Annotated in this window: 18 protein-coding genes and 1 riboswitch; of the genes, 1 reads left to right on the top strand and 17 read right to left on the bottom strand. The window is 63.4% G+C overall.

What is annotated here, in order from left to right:
* Nucleotides 1-222: 222 nt before the first annotated feature.
* The 9 genes from B5F19_RS17635 to ribD all read right to left on the bottom strand — a co-directional run bounded on the left by B5F19_RS17635 (nt 223) and on the right by ribD (nt 7611).
* A complete protein-coding gene (locus B5F19_RS17635; RefSeq protein WP_204248282.1) occupies nt 223-378 on the bottom strand; it encodes a hypothetical protein in 156 nt (51 codons plus the stop codon).
* Between the two features lie 80 nt (nt 379-458).
* Nucleotides 459-1553: an S-layer homology domain-containing protein gene (locus tag B5F19_RS01370; protein ID WP_087286913.1), complete on the bottom strand. Its 1095-nt coding sequence runs from the start codon at nt 1551-1553 to the stop codon at nt 459-461.
* On the bottom strand, nt 1550-2212 hold the full coding sequence (locus B5F19_RS01375) for a redox-sensing transcriptional repressor Rex (protein ID WP_087286916.1): 663 nt from the start codon (nt 2210-2212) through the stop codon (nt 1550-1552). Before B5F19_RS01375 ends, B5F19_RS01370 begins: the two co-directional genes overlap by 4 nt.
* 159 nt (nt 2213-2371) lie before the next feature.
* Nucleotides 2372-3160 carry an inositol monophosphatase family protein gene (locus tag B5F19_RS01380; protein WP_087286919.1) on the bottom strand — a complete coding sequence of 263 codons (789 nt, stop codon included), beginning with the start codon at nt 3158-3160 and terminating at the stop codon, nt 2372-2374.
* Nucleotides 3161-3327: 167 nt separating this feature from the next.
* Nucleotides 3328-4017, bottom strand: a complete 690-nt coding sequence (locus tag B5F19_RS01385; protein WP_087286922.1) for an HAD hydrolase-like protein — start codon at nt 4015-4017, stop codon at nt 3328-3330.
* Nucleotide 4018: 1 nt separating this feature from the next.
* A complete protein-coding gene (gene ribE, locus B5F19_RS01390) occupies nt 4019-4486 on the bottom strand; it encodes a 6,7-dimethyl-8-ribityllumazine synthase (protein ID WP_087286925.1) in 468 nt (155 codons plus the stop codon).
* 155 nt (nt 4487-4641) lie between these two features.
* Entirely contained in the window at nt 4642-5850 is a 1209-nt protein-coding gene (locus tag B5F19_RS01395; RefSeq protein WP_087286928.1) for a bifunctional 3,4-dihydroxy-2-butanone-4-phosphate synthase/GTP cyclohydrolase II, read from the bottom strand.
* Between the two features lie 20 nt (nt 5851-5870).
* Complete coding sequence (locus B5F19_RS01400; RefSeq protein WP_087286931.1) at nt 5871-6524, bottom strand: riboflavin synthase; 654 nt, start codon at nt 6522-6524, stop codon at nt 5871-5873.
* Entirely contained in the window at nt 6505-7611 is a 1107-nt protein-coding gene (ribD, locus tag B5F19_RS01405) for a bifunctional diaminohydroxyphosphoribosylaminopyrimidine deaminase/5-amino-6-(5-phosphoribosylamino)uracil reductase RibD (protein ID WP_087286933.1), read from the bottom strand. The genes B5F19_RS01400 and ribD overlap by 20 nt, the downstream gene beginning before the upstream one ends.
* Nucleotides 7612-7772: 161 nt before the next feature.
* Nucleotides 7773-7889, bottom strand: a riboswitch (FMN riboswitch).
* Nucleotides 7890-8137: 248 nt separating this feature from the next.
* Here ribD and B5F19_RS01410 point away from each other — a divergent pair.
* The gene (locus tag B5F19_RS01410) at nt 8138-9529 is read left to right on the top strand and encodes a sodium-dependent transporter (RefSeq protein WP_087286937.1); all 1392 of its coding nucleotides are present in this window, start codon (nt 8138-8140) and stop codon (nt 9527-9529) included.
* 82 nt (nt 9530-9611) lie between these two features.
* On the opposite strand, the gene B5F19_RS01415 is transcribed toward B5F19_RS01410, so the two are convergent.
* The 8 genes from B5F19_RS01415 to B5F19_RS01450 form a co-directional block, all read right to left on the bottom strand.
* Nucleotides 9612-10043: a hypothetical protein gene (locus B5F19_RS01415; RefSeq protein ID WP_087286939.1), complete on the bottom strand. Its 432-nt coding sequence runs from the start codon at nt 10041-10043 to the stop codon at nt 9612-9614.
* Nucleotides 10044-10196: 153 nt separating this feature from the next.
* A complete protein-coding gene (locus tag B5F19_RS01420) occupies nt 10197-11003 on the bottom strand; it encodes an RnfABCDGE type electron transport complex subunit B (RefSeq protein ID WP_242972653.1) in 807 nt (268 codons plus the stop codon).
* A gap of 19 nt (nt 11004-11022) precedes the next feature.
* Complete coding sequence (locus B5F19_RS01425; protein ID WP_087286941.1) at nt 11023-11631, bottom strand: RnfABCDGE type electron transport complex subunit A; 609 nt, start codon at nt 11629-11631, stop codon at nt 11023-11025.
* Nucleotides 11631-12323 (bottom strand): electron transport complex subunit E, encoded by a 693-nt coding sequence (locus B5F19_RS01430; RefSeq protein WP_087286944.1) that lies wholly within the window; start codon nt 12321-12323, stop codon nt 11631-11633. The genes B5F19_RS01425 and B5F19_RS01430 overlap by 1 nt, the downstream gene beginning before the upstream one ends.
* A 16-nt stretch (nt 12324-12339) precedes the next feature.
* Complete coding sequence (locus B5F19_RS01435) at nt 12340-12873, bottom strand: FMN-binding protein (protein ID WP_087286947.1); 534 nt, start codon at nt 12871-12873, stop codon at nt 12340-12342.
* A complete protein-coding gene (locus B5F19_RS01440) occupies nt 12870-13823 on the bottom strand; it encodes an RnfABCDGE type electron transport complex subunit D (RefSeq protein WP_087286950.1) in 954 nt (317 codons plus the stop codon). The genes B5F19_RS01435 and B5F19_RS01440 overlap by 4 nt, the downstream gene beginning before the upstream one ends.
* The gene (rsxC, locus tag B5F19_RS01445; protein ID WP_087286953.1) at nt 13823-15133 is read right to left on the bottom strand and encodes an electron transport complex subunit RsxC; all 1311 of its coding nucleotides are present in this window, start codon (nt 15131-15133) and stop codon (nt 13823-13825) included. Before rsxC ends, B5F19_RS01440 begins: the two co-directional genes overlap by 1 nt.
* 517 nt (nt 15134-15650) lie before the next feature.
* Nucleotides 15651-16175 (bottom strand): hypothetical protein, encoded by a 525-nt coding sequence (locus tag B5F19_RS01450; protein ID WP_087286956.1) that lies wholly within the window; start codon nt 16173-16175, stop codon nt 15651-15653.

The raw sequence follows: 16175 nt of genomic DNA on the forward strand, positions 1-16175 counted from the left end.
TATGCGGCCCCTGCAAGGCGTTCCTTTTTCACGAACAACGGTGGACCGCCCGCTATACTACCTCCGGCAATCACACCCGCCTCCGGCTCAAAGCCGGAGAGGCGCCGCTGCTGCGGCGCCTCTCCATCAAATCCTCTATATTCTTTCAGTGGCTTTCTGTACCTTCCGCGCGGCCCAGGCAGCTCCGCTCCGATGGACCGCGTCTTCGGATGTCGTGTTCGGTCAGCAGCAGCCGCCGCAGCCGTTGTTGCCGCCGCAGCCATTGCCGCAGCCGTTTCCGCCCCAGCTGTTCCCGCCGCAGCAGCAGCACAGAATGATGATCAGGACGATGATCCACAGGCAGCCTCCGCCGCCAAAACCGTTATTGCAGCACCCCATTGATGAAGTACCTCCCGTTATGAAGTCTGAGACGGCTCTCCGCCGCGCTCAGTCCATCCTATGTACCGGGAGAAAAAGGGTTACAGATAGAGGCTGTCAAATTTCATCAGAATGGCAGCTACCTCTGCCCGGCTGGCCGGGTCCTCCGGCCGGATGGTCCCGTCGCCGGAGGGGACGATGAGCTGGTTGGCCGCCGCCCAGGACACCGCCTCCCGGGCCCAGGAGGCCGTCTGTCCTCCGTCGCTGTATTGGGACAGATCCGCCCCGCCGGTGAGGCTCAGCCCCAGGTACTGCCGGGCGAAGCTGTGGAGCATCACCAGAAGCTGCTGGCGGGTGATACTCTGCTCCGGGCCGAAGGAGCCCTCTCCGGTGCCGGCGGTGACTCCCTGGACATAGCCCCAGCGCACATAAGGGGCGTACCAGCTGTCCGCGGCCACATCCCAGAAGCTGGCCTGGGCGCTGTTCAGCTCCTCCTCCGGCGAGCCCGCCAGGCGGTACAGCACTGTCACCAGCATGGCCCGGTTCATCGTCAGGTTCGGTGAGAAGGCGTCGGCGCTGGTGCCGGAGAACAGGCCGTTGGTATAGGCGTACTCCACCGCGCTCTCATACCAGTCCCCCTGTGCCACGTCCACAAAGGGCAGGGACTGGGTCCCGGAGTCTGTAAAGGTGTAGCTCCCCTGGAGCCCCAGGTACATCACGCCGGAGCGCACCGCCAGGGCGGCGGAGGTGTCCTCCCCCACCAGGTAGCGGTGTCCCGCCGTGAGCTTCGTCCCGGAGGGGACTGCCGTCCCGTCGGTCACGTCGATGACCGCACCGTTGTGGGCCAGCTCCCCGGTCCCCCCATAGATCATCAGGCCGGAGCCGGTGGGCAGGGTGATGATGTCTCCCTGAGAGAGGGTGCGGCTCTGAAAGTCGGCGCTGTACAGCCCGCTTCCCGTTCCCGCTCCGCTCTGGATCTGGGCAGCGGCCTGGTCATAGGCCTCCTGCATGGCGTCGTTCTGAATCTCCTCCAGCTGGCTCTGGGCGCTGGGGAGAAATGTATCGGTGAGATAGCTCAGGGAGATCAGGCTGTCCCCGTTTCCCAGGGCCAGCGCTCCCCCGGCCAGCGCTCCCCCGGCCAGCGCCGCCGCCAGCCCGGCCGCGCACAGGGCCAGGCGGAATTTGGGCCGTCTCATGTGGCGTCTCCCCCCTCTTCCTCGTCCTCCCGCTGGGAGATCATATAGCTCAGCGCCAGCAGGCTGTCGGAGAAGTGGACGCTCTCCACCACCACGTCAGAGCCGGGAAAGGACACCTCGTAGTTGGTAAAGTTCCAGATGCCCCGGACTCCGGCGGCCACCAGCCGCTCCCCCATACACTGGGCGGCGGATTTGGGCACCGTCAGCAGGCCCACATTGACCGGGTGCTCCGCGAGAAAGGCCTCCAGCGTGTCGGCGTGGTACACCGGCACGCCGGCAATCTGGGTGCCCACGGTGCGCTCCTGCACGTCAAAGGCGGCCAGCAGCTGAAAGCCGTTGCTGGAAAATTTGAAGTTTTCAATGAGGGCCCGGCCCAGGTTGCCCGCGCCCAACACCACGATGGTGTGGCCCCGGTTGATCCCCAGGATCTCCCCGATCTGCTCCTTGAGCCCGTCCACCTTATAGCCGTAGCCCTGCTGGCCAAACCCGCCGAAGCAGAACAGGTCCTGCCGGATCTGGGAGGCGGTCAGCCCCATGGATTTGCCCAGGGCGCTGGAGGAGATGCGGACCACCCCCTTGCGCTGCAGCTCGGACAGCTGGCGGTAATAGCGGGGCAGTCGGCGGATGACCGCTGTGGATACCTTGGAATTCCGCTTCATAGGCTCCCCCCTTCTTTCTGATGTATTTTCCATAACAGTAGTTTACTCGAACTCGCCCTCCCTGTCAAACCCCGGATTTTTGGGGGCGGGCCCTGGGGCAATGAGAGGACCGCCGCGGCTGATCCCGTCCGCGGCGGTCCTTTTTCCGATGCCAGTGGTTTATTCCGCTGCGCCCAGATACCGCTCCCGCACCAGGCGCAGCGTCTCCGGGGCGTTGGCCGCCAGGACGGGGGTGCGCCGGTCCAGGGGGAGGAATTCCCCCTCCAGATCGCACAGGCTTCCCCCGGCCTCGGCCAGGATGATCCGGCCGGCGTTGTGATCCCAGGGGCAGGACCGCAGGGTCACGAACAGATCGGCCTCCCCCGCGGCCAGGGCGCACAGCTCCAGAGCCACCGAGCCCAGGCTCCGCACTCCCCGGACCTCCCGGGCCAGCCGGAGCAGGCCCTCCTGCCGGGGGTGGGGATTCAGCAGGGTGCGGGGCACTCCGGGGACGGTCAGCAGCAGTTCCTGCACCTCCCGCCGGCGGGAGGTATGGAGGGGCGTGCCGTCCCGGAAGGCCCCGCTCCCCGCCTGGGCCCAGTAGAGGGCGGGCCGCTCCACGTCCAGCACCAGGCCGAACAGGGGCTCCTCCCCCCTCCAGCACCCCACGGACACGGCGTAGTTCCGGTGCTGGCTGACAAAGTTGGTGGTGCCGTCGATGGGGTCCAGGTACCAGGTGCAGCCCTCCGCCCCCTCGTTGGCGGCGGGGTACTCCTCCCCCACGATAATATCCTGGGGGAACGCCTCTGAAATTCCCCGGCGGAGGAACTGCTCCGTCTCCTTGTCCCACCGGGTCACCAGATCCTGATACCCGCTCTTGTGCTGGATCTCATCCTCCCGCAGGCGGCTCTCCCGCAATGCGGCGCCGGCCTGCAAGACCAGCTCCCGCGCTAAGGCAAATCGCTCCATAACTTGTCCTTCCTCCTCGTTTCGTCCCTCCAGCAAACCACATTTTGGACCGTCTGTCAAGTTTTTTCTCCGTTTTTGCATCATTGTTTCCGCCGCAGAAGCCGAAAAATAAAACCGCAGCCCGCCATTCCTGTTGAGAACGGCGGGCTGCGGTTTCTTTCCTCTCGTTATTCTCTATGTGGGACAGGCGTCTCTCTCCGCGCCGGAGCGATGGAACGCAGCGCCCGCTCCAACTCCTCCGGCCTCTGAATCCGCACCGAGGCCCCGGCCATTTCCTCCCGGCCGCCGTAGCCGTACGCGCATCCCACGCTGGGCAGATGATGCCGCCGGGCAATCTCCAGATCGGAGGAACGGTCCCCCACAACAATGTACTCCCCTGGAAACTCCCGCCGGATGGCGGGAAAGAGCTCCCACTTGGCGGGCCAGCCATAGTCCTCCGTACAATAGAACCCATCGAAGTGCCGGTCCAGGGAAAACCGCCGCCGGTGGACCTCCAGGTAGCGGCGCTGGCAGTTGCTCAGGAGAATGAGAGAGTATCCCTCATTTTTGAGCCGTTCCAGCAGGGCGGGAACACCTGGGTAGAGCTCCGCCCCTCCCTCGGCGGTCCGCCGGAGCATCTCCTGAAAAATGATCTGGCTGCACTGCTCCCGCAGCTTTTCCGGCAGGTCGGGGGCGAATTCCGCCCACATGTCTTTGGGGGACATCCCCAGCCAGCCTGCAAGCTCCTGGGGCCGCCAGTCTTTTGGGGGCCGGAAGCCCCCATCCACCAGGGTCTGATAGGCTCTCTGAAAGGCGGGAGCGTAGATTTTCAGGCAGTCATGGAGAGTACCGTCGTAGTCCAGCAGGACCCGGACCACCTTACGCCTCCAGAGAGCGGATCAAATTCACCATCTCCACCGCTCCCTCGGCACACTCGGAGCCCTTGTTGCCCGCCTTGCTGCCGGAGCGCTCGATGGCCTGCTCGATGTTCTCGGTGGTGATCACCCCGAACATCACCGGCACGCCGGTCTCCAGAGAGACGGCGGCAATGCCCTTGGACACCTCGTTGCACACATAGTCGTAGTGGCTGGTGCTCCCCCGGATCACCGCCCCCAGACAGATGACCGCATCGTATTTCCCGCTCTTTGCCATTTTGGAGGCGATCAGGGGGATCTCAAAGGCCCCGGGCACCCAGGCGGTCTGGATATCCTCCTCCCGCACGCCCCGGCGCTTCAGGCCGTCCAGGGCCCCGCCCAGCAGGCGGGAGGTGATGAACTCGTTGAACCGGGACACGACAATGCCGATTCTGATGTTTTCCGCAACCAAATTTCCCTCAAATGTTTTCATAATTCTCTCTTCCTTTCCGACGTTTCATCTGATTCTTTGAGCTCTGTCTGAGCGGCCTTCTTGCTTCGGCCTGCATTTCCCTCCGCCCTTATTATCCTGCATGGCTCCTCGCTCCACCCAGAGGCGAAACGCAGTTTCGCACAGCGTTCTTTTGCTTACATTTCTTTCAAGAAAAGTAAGTGGCCCATTTTCTCCCGCTTGGTGCGCAGGTACTTCCGGTCGTACTGGGTGGCCTCCATCTGGATGGGGACCCGCTCCACGATCTCCAGGCCGAAGTCGGCAAGCTGATACACCTTGTCCGGGTTGTTGGTCAGAAGGCGCATGGTCCTGACCCCCAGGTCCCGGAGGATCTGTGCCCCGATGTAGTACTCCCGCAGGTCCCCGGCAAAGCCCAGGGCCAGGTTGGCCTCCAGGGTGTCCAGCCCCTGCTCCTGGAGCTCATAGGCCCTCAGCTTGTTGATGAGGCCGATGCCCCGGCCCTCCTGGCGCATGTACAGCAGGACGCCCCGGCCCTCCGCCTCGATCTGCCGCAGGGCGGAGGCCAGCTGCTCCCCGCAGTCGCACCGGAGGGAGCCGAAGGTGTCCCCGGTGAGGCACTCGGAGTGGACCCGGCACAGCAGGTTCTCTCCGTCTCCGATCTCCCCCTTCACCAGGGCCACATGGTGCTCCCCGTTGAGGCGGTTCACATAGCCGAAGGCCCGGAAGTCCCCGTATTTGGTGGGCAGGCGGGTCGCCGCCACCTGGTCCACCAGCTTCTCGTGGCGCTTGCGGTACCGCTGCAGGTCCTGGATGGTGATGATCTTCAGCCCCCAGGTCCTGGCCAGCTCCACCAGCTCCCCGGTGCGCATCATGGTGCCGTCCTCCCGCATGATCTCACAGCACAGCCCGCACTCCTTCAGCCCCGCCAGCCGCAGCAGGTCCACGGTGGCCTCCGTGTGACCGTTTCGCTCCAGCACCCCGTTTTTCCTGGCCAGCAGGGGGAACATGTGCCCCGGACGGCGGAAGTCCTCGGGCCGCACCCCCTCCTCCACACACTTCATGGCGGTGATGGACCGCTCGGCGGCGGAGATTCCGGTGGTGGTGGACACGTGGTCAATGGAGACGGTAAAGGCCGTCTCGTGGTTGTCGGTGTTCTGGGCCACCATCTGGGGTAGCCGGAGCCGCTGGACGTACTCCAGGGACATGGGCATGCAGATAAGCCCCTTGCCGTGGGTGGCCATGAAATTGACGTTCTCGGTGGTGGCAAACTGGGCCGCGCAGATGAAGTCCCCCTCGTTCTCCCGGTCCGGGTCGTCGGTGGCCAAGATCAGCCTGCCCGCCCGCAGATCGTCCAGCGCTTCTTCAATGGTGTTAAAAGAATACATGTCACTCTCGCTCCTCGCTGTTATAAGATTCCGTTTTGGGCCAGAAATTCCAGGGTAATCCCCTCTCCCTCCGGCGACTGGCCCTGAGCGGGCCGGAGGAGCTTCTCCACATATTTCCCGATGATATCGCACTCCAGATTCACCCGGTCCCCCGCCCGGCGCTGTCCCAGGACGGTGGCCGAGGCCGTGTGGGGGATGACGGAGACGGAAAACCAGTCCTGCCCCACCTGGGCCACCGTCAGGCTGATGCCGTCCACGGCGACAGACCCTTTCTCCACCACATAGCGCAGCACCTCCGGCCCCGCCTGGAGGGTGTACCACACGGCGTTGTCGTCCCGCCGGAGCCGGGTGATCCTCCCGGTTCCGTCCACATGGCCGGCCACGATGTGCCCCCCGAAGCGGCCGTTGGCCGCCATGGCCCGCTCCAGATTGACGGCGCTCCCAGGCCTCAGCTCCGACAGGGCGGAGCGGTCCAGGGTCTCGTGCATCACGTCGGCAGAGAAGCCTCCGGGCCGGAGGGCCGTCACGGTCAGGCACACCCCATTCACCGCCACGCTGTCCCCCAGCTTCAGGTCCTCCAGCACAGTCCGGGCCCTCAGGTGGAGGACGGCCGAGCGGGCCCCCCGCTGAATGCGCTCCACAGTCCCTATTTCCTCAATGATTCCCGTAAACACCCGGGACCACCTCACTCTCCAGCAATAAATCACCGCCCAGCCGGGTGACCTCCCAGGCGCCCAGCCGGACAGCCTGGGCGGGGGCCGGGAAGCCCTTCCCCTCCACCGGGGTCTTCGCCCCGGCGCCCCCCAGCAGCATGGGGGCCACATAGGCGTACACCCGCTGGACCAGCCCCTGCTCCAGGGCGGACCAGGCCAGGGCGCCGCCCCCCTCGATCAGGAGGCCGTCCACCTCCCGCCTCCCCAGTTCGTCCAGGAGGGCCCCCAGGTCCACATGTCCCTCCCGCTCCGGGAGGCGCAGGATCTCGCACCCCGCCGCCTGATAGGGAACCCACCGCTCCTCCTCCCCGCAGCAGGTGGCCAGGAGGGTGGGGACCTCGCCCGCCGTGCGGACCACCTGGGCGGTGACCGGGGTGCGCAGTCGGGTGTCACAGACCACTCGCACCGGGCTGCGCCCCTCGGGCAGGCGGCAGGTGAGCTGCGGGTCGTCGGCCAGCACCGTCCCCACCCCCGCCAGGATGCCCCGGTACTGGTGCCGGAGCTGGTGGACATGAGCCCGGGCCGCCTCCCCGGTGATCCACCGGGAGACCCCCGTGCAGGCGGCAATCTTGCCGTCCAGAGTCATGGCATATTTCAGGGCCACATAGGGCCGCTTTTTGGGAATGTAGTGGAAGAAGATGAAATTCAGCCGCCGGCACTCCTCTTCCAGTACGTGCTCAGTCACTTCCACCCCATTTTCCCGAAGCTGGGCAATCCCCTTCCCCGCCACCAGGGGATTGGGGTCCCCGGAGCCCACCACCACCCGGGCGATCCCCGCCTCCAGGATAGCCCGGGTGCAGGGGGGCTGCCGCCCCTGGTGGCAGCAGGGCTCCAGGGTGACATACAGGGTGGCCCCCGCCGGGGACTCGGTACAGCCGGCCAGAGCCTCCCGCTCCGCGTGGGCCTGGCCGCACCGGTGGTGCCACCCCCGGCCGATCACCCGTCCCTCCTTCACGATCACCGCCCCCACCATGGGGTTGGGAGAGGTCCATCCCCTCCCCCGCTCCGCCAGCGCCAGGGCCAGTTTCATGTAGTCTAAATCGTTCAAATACTCGCCTCCCAACAAAAAAGCGCCTGGAAGGAAAACCTTCAAGGCGCAGTATGGCAGGACGGAGGGGCAATCGAATCTCCCGTGAAACAAAAAACTCTGAAACGGCGTACCATTTCAGAGCATACACGAATCACGGGGCATGCAATCTCCCCCGAAACTCAAATCTTCTTCCATCCAGACTATACTGTCGGTTTTGGAATTGCACCAAATCCTGCGCCGGAGCGCTCGCGGACTATACCGCCGATCGGGAATTTCACCCTGCCCTGAAGATCCTCATTCAGTTGTGGCTTTATTATAGTCACACAGCCGTTTGCTTGTCAACCCCTTTATTCCAGGCTTGAGACGCCCCTGTCCCAGTCCGCTGAATCCGCCTGGGGGACAGCTTTGGAAGGGCGCAGGCGAATTGACATCATCAGTGAAATAAGATATGATATGATTCACTGGATTTTTCCGGCAGGCGGACCGGCCGGCCCGCTCTGCCCCGAATCCGGTATGTTTGTAAAAGAGGGAAGGAGTTCTCATCGTGAAAGAACGAGAAACATTTGCCTCCCGCCTGGGATTCGTGCTCATCTCCGCCGGATGCGCCATCGGCCTGGGCAACGTATGGAGGTTCCCCTACATCGTAGGGCAGTATGGCGGCGCCGCTTTTGTGGTCATCTACATCATGTTCCTGCTCATCATGGGTCTGCCCATCATGTCCATGGAGTTCTCCGTGGGCCGGGCCAGCCGCAAGAGCATCACCATGTCCTTTCAGGAGCTGGAGCCCAAAGGGACCAAGTGGCACTGGTACGGCTGGTTCGGCATGGCGGGAAACTATCTTCTGATGATGTTTTACACCACCATCGCCGGATGGCTGCTCCTCTACTTCTTCAAAGTGGCCTCCGGCCAGTTTGAGGGGATGACCACCGCCCAGGTCAGCGAGGCCTTTACCGCCATGCAGACCCAGGACGTGGGAATCCAGCTGCTGTTTATGGCCCTGGTGGTGGTCCTGGGCATGGTGGTGTGCAGCCGCGGCCTGAAAAACGGCGTGGAGAAGGCCAACAAGGCCATGATGCTCTGCCTGCTGGCCCTGCTGGTGGTGCTGGCGGTGCGGGCGCTGAGCCTGCCCGGCGCGGTGGAGGGACTGAAGTTCTACCTGGTCCCCAATTTCCACAATCTGATGTACGACGCCGAGGGAAATTTCCGCCTGTTCCGGGCGGTCTATGACGCCATGGGCCAGGCCTTCTTCACCCTGAGCCTGGGTATCGGCGCCATGGCCATCTTCGGAAGCTACATCGGCCGGGAGCGGAGACTGTTCGGCGAGGCCATCAACGTGGGCATTCTGGACACCTTCGTGGCCTTCACCTCCGGCCTGATCATCTTCCCCGCCGCCTTCGCCTTCGGGGTCAACCCGGACTCCGGCCCCAACCTGATCTTCGTCACCCTGCCCAATGTGTTCAACTCCATGCCCGGCGGGCGGCTGTGGGGGGCGCTGTTCTTCGTGTTCCTGTTTTTTGCCGCCCTGTCCACGGTCACCGCGGTGTTTGAGAACATCCTGGCCTGCTGGATGGACCGGTGGAACATCTCCCGGAACAAGGCGGTGGCCGCCAATCTGGTGCTCATCCTCCTGCTGAGCCTGCCCTGCCTGCTGGGCAACAACCTGTGGAGCGGCGTGCAGGTTCTGGGCATGAGCATCATGGACTTTGAGGACTTCCTGGTGAGCAACAACCTGCTGCCCATCGGTTCGGTAATCTACCTGCTGTTCTGCTGCACCTCCTCCAAGTACGGCTGGGGCTTCGACCGTTTCCTGGCGGAGGTGGACCAGGGCCAGGGCATCCGCTTCCCCGCCCGGTTCCGGATCTACTTTACATATATCCTGCCGGTGATCGTCCTGGTCATCTTTGTTATGGGCTACTGGGACAAGTTCGGCGGCTGAGACGCCTTGCTGCACGCCAGTACGGTGTCATAAAAACGCTCCCCGGGTTCTTCGGTCAAACCGAAGCCCCGGGGAGCGTTTTTCATTCCCGCAGCAGATAGCAGAAGTCGCCGCCGTAGGAAAACTCCAGTTGTATTTCAAAGCACTTTGACCCGTAATTCAGAAATCCGCTGAGCCAGGCCTGATTGTATCCGTACATCTCGTCCATCACGTCCACCGTCCCGCCGGGATAGCGTTCCAAAAACTCCGGGATGGACATTTTCCGCCCGGTGAAGCTGCCGAAGTTGCCGCAGAGGACGTCCTGGTACTCCAGAACATAGGCACGGCAGAACTTCCAGTCCACCCCGGTGATCCGGACGTCGCCGTCCACCTGGCAGGCATCCTCCACCCGCAGGTAGCCCCCCTGAAACCGGAGCCGGACAGAGTCCCCCTCCGGCACAAGCTCCATCAGATACGCGTCGTGCAGGCTGTACGGCGGCTCCGCTGTCCGCTCCTTTCGGACTATGGTCTCCATGGCCCTCTCCCCTTTCCGCGGCTGCGCCGCCCCAATCTTCTGTCCTCAGCATACCGCATTTCCACCGGTATTGCAAGCAGACCACCTATGTCCAAAACATAGAAAAACCCAGACCCAATATGGGTCTGGGTTTTTGTAATCTCTGAGAGAATCTTACATGGCAGCAGGCACATGGATGACCCCCACGGGGCACTCCTTCACGCACAGCTGGCAGCCCACACACTTCTCCTGGTCGATGTAGGCCACGTTGTTCTCCACGGTGATGGCCTCTCTGGGGCAGGCCTTGGCGCACTTCATACAGCCGATGCAGCCCGCGGTACAGGCCTTCCGGGTCTGGGCGCCCTTGTCCTTGTTCTGGCAGAGGACCACAGGCTTGCGCTTGTGCTCGGGCACCACCTCGATGACGTGGTTGGGGCACACGGCGGCGCAGGCGCCGCAGCCGGTGCACTTCTCCCGGTCCACCTTGGCGATGCCGTTCTCAATGTGGATGGCGTCGAAGGCGCAGGCCCGGGTGCAGTCCCCGTAGCCCAGGCAGCCGTAGGCGCAGGCCCCGTCGCCGCCGTACAGGCCCTTGACGGCCTGGCAGCTGGAGATACCCTCGAAGGTGTAGCGCTTGGAGGTCTTCTCACAGGTGCCGGAGCAGGCCACAACGGCCTTCATCGGCACCATGCTTCCCGCTTCCACACCCATGATCTCAGCGATGGCCGCGGCGGTTTTCGCGCCGCCGGGGATGCACTTGTTGATGCCGTTCCCCTCTTCCACGATGCTCTTGGCGTAGTCGGCGCAGCCCGCGCAGCCGCAGGCGCCGCAGTTGGCCCCGGCCAGCACGCCGGTGATCTGCTCCACCCGCTCATCCACAGGGACGTACATGACGATGGAGGCAACCACCAGAATGACCGCACCGATCAGGCCAATCACCGTAACCAGCACCACCGCCATCAGAATCATCTGCATATCCATACTCTATCTCCCCCTCCTATCAGACGCCGAAGATGTTCTCGACGATACCGCCGAAGCCCATGAAGGACAGGGAGACCATCGCCGCGGCAACCAGGGTGATGGGCAGGTCCTTGAAGCACTTGGGAGGCATAGCCTCTTCCACCCGGCGGCGCACGCCGGAGAACAGCACCATGGCCACCAGATAGCCGATGCCGGCGCCGGCGGCGCAGACGATGCTCTCCAGGAAGTCATAGCCGTTGTCGATGTTCAGCACGGTCACACCCAGGATGGTGCAGTTGGTGGTGATCAGAGGCAGATACACGCCCAGAGACTTGTACAGGGCGGGGATGTACTTCTTCAGGATGCTCTCCAGCAGCTGCACCAGCACGGCGATGATCAGGATGAACACGATGGTCTGGAGGTAGCCCATATCCCACGCGCCGCTCTCCGGGGTCAGCAGGAACATCTGAATGGGCCAGGTGGCCGCGGTGGCCAGCACCATGACGAAGGTGACGGCCAGGGACATGCCTACCGCGCTGTCCAGCCGCTTGGACACGCCCAGGAAGGGGCAGATGCCCAGGAACTGGACCAGCACGTAGTTGTCCACCAGGATCATGGAGAAAAAGATAACAGCAAGCTCAACAGCCATTATGCATTCCCTCCTTCCGCAGCCTCAGCGGGGGCGGAGGCCTTCTCCTTCTTGGGGCGGGTGGTCAGCCAGGTGGCCGCCGCCATCATCACGCCGAAGATAAAGAAGCCGCCGGGGGCGCTGGTCATAATGGTGAAGGGGTCGATGGACTCAGGCAGAACCTGAATGGCAAAGCCCTCGGGCAGGAAGGGGAACAGGCCGTCCAAACCGGACATCCAGGTGCCGGAGCCCAGGATCTCACGGATGGTGCCCATGATGGTCAGGGTGAGCATGAAGCCAAGGCCCATGCCCAGTCCGTCCAGAGCGGAGTCCACGATGCCGTTCTTGGAGGCGAACATCTCGGCGCGGCCCAGAATGATGCAGTTCACCACGATCAGGGGCAGGTACACGCCCAGGGCCGTATCCAGTGCGGGCACAAAGGCCTTGACCAGCATCTGCACCACCGACACGAAGCCGGCGATGACGGTGATGTAGCAGGGGATACGCACCTGATTGGGGATGATCTTCCGCAGAGCGGAGATGACGATGTTGGAACACACCAGCACGAAGGTGGCCGCCAGGCCCATGCCGATGCCGTTGGAGGCCATGGTAGACGTGGCCAGAGTGGGACAGGTGCCCAGGACGAGCACCAATACGGGGTTTTCTTTCAGAAAACCGTTGGTAAATACTTTCAGCTTATTGTTGCTGCTCATCTCAACTCACCGCCTTTCAAGGAATCTGATTGTAGGCCTCAATGGCGGCGTTCACCGCATTGATGACCGCAGTGCTGGAGACGGTGGCGCTGGTACGGGCGTCCACGTCCTCGTTGAGCACCAGAGGCTCGGCGGCGGACAGGCCGCTGTACTGGGCCAGATACTCGGGGTTGTCCACCACGTTGCTGCCGATACCCTTGGTCTCGGTCTGCTGGGTGACGGTGATGCCCTCGATGTTGCCGTCGGCGTTGATGCCCACCATGATCACCACGTCGCCGCCGTAGCCCTTGGCGGAGGCGGTGATGGCGGCGCCGGCGCCGTTGTCGGCGGTGTAGACGGCGGACACGCCCTCCACAGTGATGCCCTCCACGGGGCTGAAGCTGTCAGCCTCAGGGAGCACCTCGGCACGGGCGGCGTTCTCCGCGGCGATGGTCGCCTCTTCAATAATAGGAGCGGTCACCTCATTGGTGGCAGCCAGAGCACCGGTCACCACCACGCAGATCAAAGAAAGCACCACGATGGGTTTCCAAATACGATTCCAGTTGTTCATTTCCCGGCACCCTCCTTGTTCTTCTTGACTTTGGCGATGCCCAGGCGGTCCTGACGGGTGAGAACCTCAATGTAGGGGACGGTCAGGTTCATCAGCAGGATGGAGAAGGACACGCCCTCCGCCATGGTGCCCAGGAACCGGATGCCGCAGGTGATGATGCCCAGACCCAGGCCGAAGATCAGCTTGCCCTTGGTGGTGGTGGGCGAGGTCACATAGTCGGTGGCCATGAAGAAGGCGCCCAGCAGCAGGCCGCCGGAGAGCAGCTGATAGATGGGGTCCTCTCCCGCTACCAGGGACAGCACCGCCACGGTGGCCAGATAGGTCACGGGGATGGTGGGGCTGATGACCTTGGTGGCAATGAGGAAGATGCCGCCGATGAGAATGGTGATGGCGCAGGTCTCGCCCAGCACGCCGCCGTGGGTGCCCAGCAGCAGGGTCATGTAGCTCTCAGAGCCCACCTGCCCGGCCACAGCCAGGGGAGTGGCGGAGGCGAAGGCGTCAATGTTATTCACCGGATGGGGGTAGCTGGACATGGCCCCGGCAAAGCCCATGGCCATGGCGATACGGCCCACGATGGCGGGGTTGGCGAAGTTGTAGCCCAGGCCGCCGAAGAGCTGCTTGACCACCACGATGGCGATGAAGGCGCCCACAATGGCCATCCACCAGGGGAGGGTGGCGGGCATATTGAAGGCCAGCAGCATGCCGGTGACCACGGCGGAGAAGTCGCCGGTGGGGTTCTCCCGGTGCATGAGCTTGCAGTAGCCCCACTCAAAGAAGACGCAGGCCACCACGGTCACAGCCACCAGGATCAGGGCGTTGATGCCGAAGATGATCACCGAGGCGATCAGGGTGGGGAGCAGCGCCAGGCACACCCGCTGCATGATCTTCTGGGTGGTGTCGGTGCTGGTGATATGGGGGGCCGCAGTTACGATCAGCTTATTGTTGTCCATCACTTCTTACCTCCATTCTTCATGAGGATCTTTGCCAGGGCAATGGAGGGGGCCAGAGGCCGCTTGGCGGGACAGACGAAGGAGCAGGTGCCGCAGCTCATACACAGGTCCGCGTTGAGCTCCTGGAGCAGCTCCACATCGCCCTTCTCATAGGCCTTGACAATGTCCTTGGCCGCCAGGCCCAGGGGACAGGCGTTGACGCACCGGCCGCAGTGGATGCAGTTGGTCTTCTTGGGCAGATGGGCCCACGCCTCGGAAAAGGCCAGAACAGCGTTGTTGTTCTTCAGAATGGGCTGGTCCAGACTGGCCACACAGGTGCCCATCATGGGGCCGCCGTACAGCACCTTGCCCGGCTGGGCGGTGAGGCCGCCGCAGAAGTCCAGCAACTCCTGGATGGGGGTGCCGATGATGACCTCCACGTTCTTGGGCTCCTTGACAATGTCGCCGTCCACGGTGAGGCGCTTGGTGGTCAGGGGCATGCCGGTCTCTAAGTACTTGCCCACGAAGGCGGTGGAGGTGACGTTCATCACGATCACGCCCACGTCGGAGGGCAGGCCGGGGAAGGGAACCTCCCGGCCGGTGCAGGTCTCAATGAGCACCTTCTCAGCGCCCTGGGGGTAGCGGCAGGGCAGCTGCTTGACCTCGATGCCGGCCACGTCGATGGCGGACTGCATCTTGGCGATGGCGTCGGGCTTGTTGCCCTCGATGCCGATGATGCACTTGGGGATGTTCAGATACTTCATCACGGCCTTGATGCCGCTGAGGATGAAGTGGGTGTCCTCCAGCATGCACCGGTGGTCCGAGGTGATATAGGGCTCACACTCGGCGCCGTTGATGAGAAGGGTGTCGATCTCATCCAGGTTCTTGGGGGACAGCTTCACCGCCGTGGGGAAGCCGGCGCCGCCCAGGCCCACCAGGCCGCTGGCCCGGATGGCGTCCGTGAAGGACTTGAAGTCTGTGACCTGGGGGGGAGCGATGGAGGGGTCCACCTTCTGCTCCCCGTCCGGGGTGATGACCACGGTGGTCTGGGTCGACCCGTTGGACCCCACCATGGTGGAGATCTCAGCAACGGTACCCGACACGCCGGAGTGGATGTCGGAGGACACAAAGCCCCCCGCCTTGCCCACCACGGTACCTACGTACACCTGATCGCCCTTCGCCACCACAGGGGCCGCCGGAGCGCCGATGTGCTGGTTCATAGACAGGACGATCTTTGACGGAAGCGGCATGGCCACCGTCTCAAGGCCGGCGGTCCGCTTCTCATGCGGCACGCCCGCGCCCTGCGCAGAGCGTTTGAGAAATTTGCTCATTCGGATTTCAACCTCCCTATACTGCAATCGCTGGGGAAAAATAGTCGTATCTCTCCTGCCGGCGCTCCACTCTCCCACGGGAGCTCGGTCCGGCCCTTCTTTTCAGCCCTCCCTAGATCCGTTCTCTGCAATTTTGGGCCCCTCCACGGCACAGCAAAACCCGCCGGTCTCTCCCCTTGTGTGAAAAACCGTCGGTTTTCCTGGCGCGCCCCGCCGGTCCTCCCGGAGCGGAGCGCCCTCCAGCCGTCTCGGAGCTGTGCGGCCGCTGACCGCGGATTGCCCCACAGGCGGGGGCAATCATTGGCTTTTATCATACACCCTTTTTGCCGAAAATGCAATCGTTCTTTTCCCAGATTGCATCCTTTTGCTCCAAAAAATTCTCACATTTTTTGAAGAAATTTCAGCGGTTTTCCTCCCGGTTCCGCCGTCCGCAGACAGACGGACCGGCACAGAGGGCGCCTCTGTGCCGGTCCGCATTCTCAACCGTATCCTATCATAATGTCTGACGGAGATTCTCTCAGTCCTCGTCCGCCGCCGCGTCGTACATGGGACGGCCGCCGGAGGGGGCCTGTCCGCCCGCAGTGGAGCTGGCCGCCGCCCGGAACCGGGCCCGGGACTGCTTGATCTCGTTGTAGGCCTCGGCCACCGCCTCCTCGGTGCGGCGCAGGGCGTCCTCACAGTACTCGTTGGCCGAGCGCTTCAGCTCCCGGCTGCGGTCCTCCGCCTGCTGCATGAGCTCGTTGGCCCGCTGTTTGGCCTGGAGGAGGATGGTCTCCTCCGAGAGCACCTGCTTGGCCTTCTCCTCCGCCTGACGGCGGATGGCCTCGGCCTCCCGCTTGGCGGAGGCGATCAGGTCCGCCCGGCTGGCCATCACCTTCTTGGCCTCGGACAGTTCCACCGGGAACTGAGCCCGGATGTCGTCGATCAGGTCCAGGGCACGGTCCCGCTCGATCATGCAGCGGTCGCTGGACAAAGGCACGTTCTTGGCCTCGTCCACCATATCAAATAACATGTCCAGCAGCTCTTCCACTCCGCTTGCCAT

This window comes from Pseudoflavonifractor sp. An184 (genome assembly GCF_002160305.1).
In the GTDB taxonomy this organism is placed as follows: domain Bacteria; phylum Bacillota; class Clostridia; order Oscillospirales; family Oscillospiraceae; genus Lawsonibacter; species Lawsonibacter pullicola.

What these genes read in the sequence shown, in the direction of transcription:
- B5F19_RS17635 (WP_204248282.1), bottom strand. Translation starts at nt 378, where the DNA reads ATGGGGTGCTGCAATAACGGTTTTGGCGGCGGAGGCTGCCTGTGGATC.
- B5F19_RS01370 (WP_087286913.1), bottom strand. Translation starts at nt 1,553, where the DNA reads ATGAGACGGCCCAAATTCCGCCTGGCCCTGTGCGCGGCCGGGCTGGCG.
- B5F19_RS01375 (WP_087286916.1), bottom strand. Translation starts at nt 2,212, where the DNA reads ATGAAGCGGAATTCCAAGGTATCCACAGCGGTCATCCGCCGACTGCCC.
- B5F19_RS01380 (WP_087286919.1), bottom strand. Translation starts at nt 3,160, where the DNA reads ATGGAGCGATTTGCCTTAGCGCGGGAGCTGGTCTTGCAGGCCGGCGCC.
- ribE (WP_087286925.1), bottom strand. Translation starts at nt 4,486, where the DNA reads ATGAAAACATTTGAGGGAAATTTGGTTGCGGAAAACATCAGAATCGGC.
- B5F19_RS01395 (WP_087286928.1), bottom strand. Translation starts at nt 5,850, where the DNA reads ATGTATTCTTTTAACACCATTGAAGAAGCGCTGGACGATCTGCGGGCG.
- B5F19_RS01415 (WP_087286939.1), bottom strand. Translation starts at nt 10,043, where the DNA reads ATGGAGACCATAGTCCGAAAGGAGCGGACAGCGGAGCCGCCGTACAGC.
- B5F19_RS01420 (WP_242972653.1), bottom strand. Translation starts at nt 11,003, where the DNA reads ATGGATATGCAGATGATTCTGATGGCGGTGGTGCTGGTTACGGTGATT.
- B5F19_RS01425 (WP_087286941.1), bottom strand. Translation starts at nt 11,631, where the DNA reads ATGGCTGTTGAGCTTGCTGTTATCTTTTTCTCCATGATCCTGGTGGAC.
- B5F19_RS01430 (WP_087286944.1), bottom strand. Translation starts at nt 12,323, where the DNA reads ATGAGCAGCAACAATAAGCTGAAAGTATTTACCAACGGTTTTCTGAAA.
- B5F19_RS01435 (WP_087286947.1), bottom strand. Translation starts at nt 12,873, where the DNA reads ATGAACAACTGGAATCGTATTTGGAAACCCATCGTGGTGCTTTCTTTG.
- B5F19_RS01440 (WP_087286950.1), bottom strand. Translation starts at nt 13,823, where the DNA reads ATGGACAACAATAAGCTGATCGTAACTGCGGCCCCCCATATCACCAGC.
- rsxC (WP_087286953.1), bottom strand. Translation starts at nt 15,133, where the DNA reads ATGAGCAAATTTCTCAAACGCTCTGCGCAGGGCGCGGGCGTGCCGCAT.
- B5F19_RS01450 (WP_087286956.1), bottom strand. Translation starts at nt 16,175, where the DNA reads ATGGCAAGCGGAGTGGAAGAGCTGCTGGACATGTTATTTGATATGGTG.